Origin of the sequence: Mycobacterium sp. (assembly GCF_965229265.1) — a bacterium.
Classification (GTDB): Bacteria; Actinomycetota; Actinomycetes; order Mycobacteriales; family Mycobacteriaceae; genus Mycobacterium.
On record NZ_CBDDIY010000011.1, the window covers coordinates 1079503 to 1086414 of the forward strand.

Consider the following 6912-nt stretch of genomic DNA (forward strand, 5'->3'; position numbering starts at 1 on the left):
GTGCTGACCGCGATCGCCCTGACCCCGTCGGCGCCGGTTCTGGTGCCCGAGCTGGCCGGCGCGGCGGCTGCCGAAGTCGCCGACTTCCGCACCGCGGCGGTGGCGGCCGCCGCCGAGCTGCCGGACCGCTGGATCGCCATCGGTGTCGGGGCCGACGAGGTCGTCATCGGCTCGCAGGCCCGGGGCACCTTCGCCGGGTACGGCGTCGACGTCGGCGTCACCTTGTCGCCGGAGGCCGAGCCGACCGTGCGCGCACTGCCGCTGTGCGCGCTGGTCACCGGCTGGCTGCGGGGACTGGCCAACCCGGCGGCCCGCGCCGAGGTCCGGGTGTACCGCGCTGACCAGGACGCCGACACCGCGCTGGCGCGCGGCCGGGACCTGCGCGCCGAGATCGACGCCGCCGACGCCCCGGTGGGTGTGCTGGTGGTGGCCGACGGTGCCAACACGCTGACGCCGCCGGCTCCGGGCGGGTACGACCCGGCGGCAGCCGCGGTGCAGGCTGCCCTCGACGACGTCCTGGCTGCGGGCGAGACCGCCGCACTGACCTGGCTGCCGGCGGGCATCGTCGGGCGGGTTGCCTATCAGGTGCTGGCCGGACTCGCCGGTCCCGGCCCGCACGCGGCCAGGGAACTGGTGCGCGGTGCGCCGTATGGGGTGGGCTATTTCGTCGGCGTGTGGGCTCCGGCGGGGGACGTACGTCCGGAGCGAGTCCGGTGAGACCGATCGCGGTGATCGGGCCGACCGGCACCGGCAAGTCCGCGCTCGCCCTGGAGGTCGCCGAGCGATTGAGGGGAGAGATCGGCGTCGAAGTGGTCAACGCCGACGCGATGCAGCAGTACCGCGGGATGGACATCGGCACCGCGAAACTGTCCGTCGCCGAACGCCACGGCATCCCGCACCACCAGCTCGACGTGCTCGACGTGACCCAGACCGCCACCGTTGCCCGCTACCAGGAGGCCGCCGCCGCCGACGTCGAGGCGATCGCGGCGCGCGGTGCGGTGCCGATCATCGTCGGCGGGTCGATGTTGTACATCCAGTCGCTGCTCGACAACTGGGCGTTCCCGGCCACCGATCCGCAGGTGCGGGCCCGCTGGGAGGGGCTGCTCGGCGAGATCGGGGTCGCGGCCCTGCATGCCGAACTGGGCCGCCGGGACCCGGCGGCCGCGGCGGCGATCCTGGCCACCGACGGGCGACGGATCGTGCGGGCCTTGGAGGTCGTCGAACTCACCGGGCAGCCCTTCGCCGCGTCGGCACCGCGGATCGGAACGCCCCGCTGGGACACGGTGATCTTCGGATTGGATTGGGAGACAGAAACTCTCGATGAGAGGCTGGAGCGCCGCACCGACGCCATGTTCATGGCGGGCCTGGTCGAGGAGGTACGGGCCCTGCTGGACCGCGGGCTGCGGGAAGGGGTGACCGCCGCCCGCGCGCTGGGCTACGGACAGGTGATCGCCGCGCTGGATGCCGGCGGCAGCCGCGAGCGGGTCGCCGAGGCGCGCGAACTGACCTTCATCGGCACCCGGCGCTACGTGCGACGGCAGCGATCGTGGTTTCGTCGTGACCACCGCATCCACTGGCTCGACGGGTCGGCGTCCGCACTCGCCGCCGCGGTGATCGATCGGTGGCGGGACGTATCCTGAGCAGGTGATCTTCACCAAGGGGCACGGCACTCAGAACGACTTCGTCGTGCTGCCCGACCTGCACGCGCAGCTGCACCTGGCGCCGGCCGCGGTGGCGGCGCTGTGCGACCGGCGCCGCGGGCTGGGCGCTGACGGGGTGCTCAGGGTCACCACTGCCGGGGCGGTCGTCGCGGCCGGGGTGCTCGATCGGCTGCCCGAAGGCGTGGACGCCGCCGACTGGTACATGGACTACCGCAACGCCGACGGGTCGATCGCCCAGATGTGCGGCAACGGCGTGCGGGTGTTCGCCCACTATCTGCGGGCCAGCGGCCTGGAGGACCGCGACGAGTTCGTGGTCGGTTCGCTGGCCGGCCCTCGGCCGGTCGTGGTGCACCACGCCGATGACCTGGACGCCGAGGTGACCGTCGAGATGGGCAAAGTGAACCGGCTCGGGACCGGCAGCGCGACCGTTGGCGGCCGGCTGTTCACCGGCGTGGGCGTCGATGTCGGCAACCCGCACCTGGCCTGCCTCGACCCGGGCCTCACCGAGGCCGCATTGGCCGGGCTCGACGTCGCCGCACCGGTGGACTTCGACTCCGCGCAGTTCCCCGACGGGGTCAACGTCGAGGTGCTGACGTCGCCGGTCGACGGCGTGGTTTCGATGCGGGTGCATGAACGCGGTGTGGGGGAGACCCGATCCTGCGGCACCGGGACGGTGGCCGCCGCCGTCGCTGCGCTGGATCATCTCGGCGCGCCCACGGGCACGCTGCGGGTCCGCATCCCCGGTGGGGAGGTCACTGTCGACGTCACCGACACCACCAGCTACCTGCGGGGGCCATCGGTGCTGGTGGCGAGCGGTGAGGTGGCCGACGCGTGGTGGGCGGCCCAGCACTGATCGCCGAAGCTGGGGACGTTATTGAGGTGCGCGACGTTGTACCGGCGTGACACCATCGATAACCGCCTATGACCAAATCTGACTTCACCCCGTCCGCCGAGCCCAGCCTCGGCGAACTCGCCCTGGAAGACCGCGCCTCACTGCGCCGCGTCGCCGGGCTGTCCACCGAACTCGCCGACGTCTCTGAGGTCGAATACCGCCAGTTGCGTCTGGAGCGGGTGGTCCTGGTCGGCGTCTGGACCGAGGGCAGCGCCGCCGACGCCGAGGCCAGCCTGGCCGAGCTGGCCGCACTGGCCGAAACCGCGGGCTCTGAGGTGCTCGAGGGGCTGATCCAGCGCCGCGACAAGCCCGACCCGTCCACCTACATCGGCTCCGGCAAAGCCCAGGAGTTGCGCCAGGTTGTCATCGCCACCGGCGCCGACACCGTCATCTGCGACGGTGAACTGAGCCCCGCCCAGCTCAACGCGCTGGAAAAGGTGGTCAAGGTCAAGGTCATCGACCGGACCGCCCTGATCCTGGATATCTTCGCCCAGCACGCGACCAGCCGGGAGGGCAAGGCGCAGGTGGCCTTCGCCCAGATGGAGTACATGCTTCCGCGGCTGCGCGGCTGGGGTGAGTCGATGTCGCGGCAGGGCGGTGGCGCCGGCGGCAGCGGCGGTGGTGTCGGCACCCGCGGACCCGGTGAGACCAAGATCGAGACCGACCGTCGCCGCATCCGCGAGCGGATGTCCAAGCTGCGGCGCGAGATCAAGGACATGAAGCAGATCCGCGACACTCAGCGCAGCCGCCGGCTGCACAGCGACGTGCCGTCGATCGCGATCGTCGGCTACACCAATGCCGGCAAGTCCAGTCTGCTCAACGCGCTGACCGGGGCTGGGGTGCTGGTGCAGAACGCGTTGTTCGCCACGCTCGAACCGACTACCCGCCGTGGGGAATTCGAGGACGGCCGGACATTCGTGCTCACCGACACGGTCGGTTTCGTCCGGCATCTACCGACCCAGCTGGTGGAGGCTTTCCGGTCCACCCTCGAGGAGGTCGTCGACGCCGACCTGCTGGTGCACGTGGTCGACGCATCCGACTCCAACCCGATGGCTCAGATCGAGGCGGTGCGCCAGGTCATCCGCGAGGTCCAGAACGACCACCACGCGCCACCGGCTCCGGAGTTGTTGGTGGTCAACAAGATCGATGCCGCCGATGATCTGACGCTGGCCCAGTTACGCCGCGCCCTGCCGGGTGCGGTCTTCGTCTCCGCCCACACCGGCGAAGGGCTCGACCGGCTGCGCAGCCGGCTCAGTGAGCTCGTCGAACCGCGCGAGGTCACCGTCGACGTCACCATCCCCTACGACCGGGGTGACCTGGTGGCCCGGCTGCACAACGACGGTCATGTCGACGCCACCGAGCACACCGAGGCCGGCACCCGGCTCAAGGCACGGGTGCCCGCCGCGCTGGCGGCCGGTCTTCGCCAGTACGCAACCTAGCCGCGGCCTCAGTCGAGGTCGTAGAGCTGGTCGAGTGGGCTGGCCAGGAGACGTTCGGCCAGTTGAGCTTTCAGGACGTCGAGACGCGCTTCCTGCTCCGCGGTTCGGTTCTGCGCGCGGGCGGCGTCGATGAACTCCTCGGTGACGAAGCCGTCGCGCAGGCTCAGTGTGATGGTGCCGGCGTCGATACCGACGGCGAACACGAAGTCCTCGCGCAGCCGACCCAGGTCGGGGCGCACCAGGGTGCGGTCGACGGTGAACCGACCGTCGGTGACTGCCCGGGTGACCGCCTCGAACCCGTCGCGGGCGCCGGGCCCGCGAAACGCGGTCCGGATCGTCACGCAGCGGCGCGGCGGTGGCGTGCCCGGCGAGAGTACCGAGAAAGCCTGCCGCAGGACCGTGAAGGCCGTCGCCACCCCCGCCGGTGAGCCACCGCCGTGGTAGCGGTTCATGTCCTGGAAGCTGAAGGTGAGGTCGCGGCCGCCTTCGGTGACGGTGACGACCTGCGTCATCGGATCACCGGTGGTTGGTGGGCGCGCACCGGGGGTAGCGGGCCGCTGAACTTCTCGACCTGCACCAGCACCGCCGCGCCGGTGCAGCCGCGGGCCAACGACGAGGTGCCGACATCGTCGGTCAGGACATTCGGATTGCCGTGCACGCACAGCGAATCGGGGTCCGAGGGGTCCAGCGGGTCGTACCATGCGCCGGTGGACAGCTGCACCACCTGGGGGCGCAGCGCCTCGTCCAGAACCACCCCGGCCAGACACGATCCGCGGTCGTTGAACACCCGCACCACCTCGCCGCCGGCCAGACCACGGACGGCCGCATCACTGGGATGCATCCGGATCGGCTCGCGCTCTTGAACTTTCGCGGCCTGGCTCACCGCACCACCGTCGAGCTGGCTGTGCAACCGTGTCGCGGGCTGGTTGGCGATCAAGTGCAGCGGATAGCGCTCGGCGCGCCGGCCGCCCAGCCACTCCGCCGGCTCATACCAGCGGGGGTGCCCCGCGCAGTCGGGGTAGCCGAAGCTATCGATGTCGCGAGAGAAGATCTCGATCTTGCCGCTCGGGGTGGCCAGCGGATGTGCGTGCGGGTCGGCCCGGAAGTCGGCCAGCAGCGTCAGGCCCGCCTCGACCGGTAGCCGCAGGAGCCCGTCGGCCCAGAACTGGTCGAAATCGGGCACCGCGACCTCGATTTCGGCCGCCCATTTCTGGTAGAGGTGCACCAGCCATTGCCGAGCGGTGCGTCCTTCGGTGAACCGTTCACCGAAGCCCAGCCGCTCGGCGAGCGCGGCGAACGTCGTGTAGTCGTCCCGGGATTGCGCGTAGGGCGCGGCAAGTGCGGGCATCGCCACCAACAGCGGGTCGTTGCGCGACCCGGAATAGTCGTCGCGTTCGAACGCTGTGGTGGACGGAACGACGATATCGGCGTGGCGGGCCATCGGCGTCCAGTACGGGTCGTGGACCACAACGGTGTCGACGCGGGCCAAGGCCCGGCGCAGCCGCGGCAGATTCTGGTGGTGGTGGAACGGATTGCCGCCGGCCCAGTACACGCACCTGATGTCGGGGTAGGTCAGGGTGCGGCCGTTGTAGGTGAACTGCTCGCCCGGGTGTAGCAGCATGTCACTGATCGCCGCCACCGGGATGAAGGTCTGCACCGGATTGGCGCCCTGCGGCAACGACGGCAGGCGGTAGCGTAGCGGCGGCAGCCCGGGTTCGTTCATCGAGCCGTATCCGTGGCCGAAACCGCCTCCGGGAAGGCCGATCTGGCCGAGCATGGCCGCCAGCGTCAGGCCCATCCATGGGGCCTGTTCGCCGAAACGCAACCGCTGCAGCGACCAGCTGACCGTGACGATGGTGCGCTGGGCGGCCATGGTTCGTGCCAATTCGGTCAGCACCTCGGCGTCCAGTCCGCAGCGGCGCGCGGCCCACTGCGGCGACTTCGGCACGCCGTCGTCGGCGCCCAGCAGGTAGCGCTCGAACCGCTCGTAGCCGGTGCAGTAGGTCCGCAGGAACTCACGATCGGCGAGGTTCTCGGTAGCCAGCACATAGGCCAGGGCGAGCATGACCGCCACATCGGTGCCGGGCACCGCGGGCAGCCAGCGGCAGTCGCCGTCGACGTCGCTGCGCAGCGGACTGATCGAGACGATGGTTCCGCCCTTGGCGCGGAACCGGTGCAGCGCATCGCGGGCGGGATGGGCGGTGGTGCCGCCGTGGTTGATCCCGGTGTTCTTTAGGTTCACCCCGCCGAAGCAAACCAGTAGATCGGTGTGCTCGACGATGACGTCCCAGGCGGTGGATCGCTTGAACAGGTCGTCGTGCGTGCCGACCACCCGCGGCATGATCACCCCGGTTGCGCCCAGGCTGTAGGAATGCCGCGAGAAGGTATATCCGCCAAGCATTTTCAGAAAGCGATGGACTTGGCTCTGGGCGTGATGAAACCGCCCGGCGCTGGCCCAGCCGTAGGAGCCGCCGTAGATGGCCCCGTTGCCGTGGGTGTCCACGACGCGGCGCAACTCGCCGGCCAGTCGTTCGGTCAGCTCGTCCCAGCTGACGGCGACGAATTCGTCGGCTCCGCGCGCGGTGGCGGGTCCCGGCCCGTCGCGCAGCCATCCGCGGCGGATGGCGGGGGTGGTGATCCGGGATTCGTGGCGCAACGACCCCGCAAGGTTGCCGAGCAGGGGAGACGGGTCGGCGTCACCGGCCAGGGCGGTGACCCCGGTGATCTCGCCGTCGGTGACATCGGCAGTGAAGGCGCCCCAGTGCGTGAGGCTGACGGCGCGGCCCATGGTCGAAAGTCTAAGGCCAGGTGGTGGGGTCCCCGAGGCGACCAACCATCCGGTTGGTCTATTCTCGTCGCAAGTACCGTGCCGTCATCCGGAGGGAAACACCATGGCTCTCGACAAGAACTCAGCCGTCAA

Annotated in this window: 6 protein-coding genes; 4 read left to right on the forward strand and 2 right to left on the reverse strand. The window is 70.4% G+C overall.

From position 1 onward, the window contains the following. From ADBZ9K_RS17605 to hflX, 4 genes are all read left to right on the forward strand, one after another. Entirely contained in the window at positions 1–717 is a 717-nt protein-coding gene (locus tag ADBZ9K_RS17605) for a class III extradiol ring-cleavage dioxygenase family protein (RefSeq protein ID WP_526622584.1), read from the forward strand. After that, positions 714–1640 carry a tRNA (adenosine(37)-N6)-dimethylallyltransferase MiaA gene (gene miaA / locus ADBZ9K_RS17610; protein WP_526622586.1) on the forward strand — a complete coding sequence of 309 codons (927 nt, stop codon included), beginning with the start codon at positions 714–716 and terminating at the stop codon, positions 1638–1640. Before ADBZ9K_RS17605 ends, miaA begins: the two co-directional genes overlap by 4 nt. 4 nt (positions 1641–1644) lie before the next feature. After that, complete coding sequence (gene dapF, locus ADBZ9K_RS17615; protein ID WP_526622587.1) at positions 1645–2514, forward strand: diaminopimelate epimerase; 870 nt, start codon at positions 1645–1647, stop codon at positions 2512–2514. Positions 2515–2582: 68 nt separating this feature from the next. Beyond that, the gene (hflX, locus tag ADBZ9K_RS17620) at positions 2583–3992 is read left to right on the forward strand and encodes a GTPase HflX (protein WP_526622589.1); all 1410 of its coding nucleotides are present in this window, start codon (positions 2583–2585) and stop codon (positions 3990–3992) included. Positions 3993–4000: 8 nt separating this feature from the next. On the opposite strand, the gene ADBZ9K_RS17625 is transcribed toward hflX, so the two are convergent. Then, positions 4001–4504 carry a hypothetical protein gene (locus tag ADBZ9K_RS17625; protein WP_526622591.1) on the reverse strand — a complete coding sequence of 168 codons (504 nt, stop codon included), beginning with the start codon at positions 4502–4504 and terminating at the stop codon, positions 4001–4003. Next, positions 4501–6780 carry a molybdopterin guanine dinucleotide-containing S/N-oxide reductase gene (locus tag ADBZ9K_RS17630; protein WP_526622593.1) on the reverse strand — a complete coding sequence of 760 codons (2280 nt, stop codon included), beginning with the start codon at positions 6778–6780 and terminating at the stop codon, positions 4501–4503. The genes ADBZ9K_RS17625 and ADBZ9K_RS17630 overlap by 4 nt, the downstream gene beginning before the upstream one ends. Between the last annotated feature and the right edge of the window lie 132 nt (positions 6781–6912).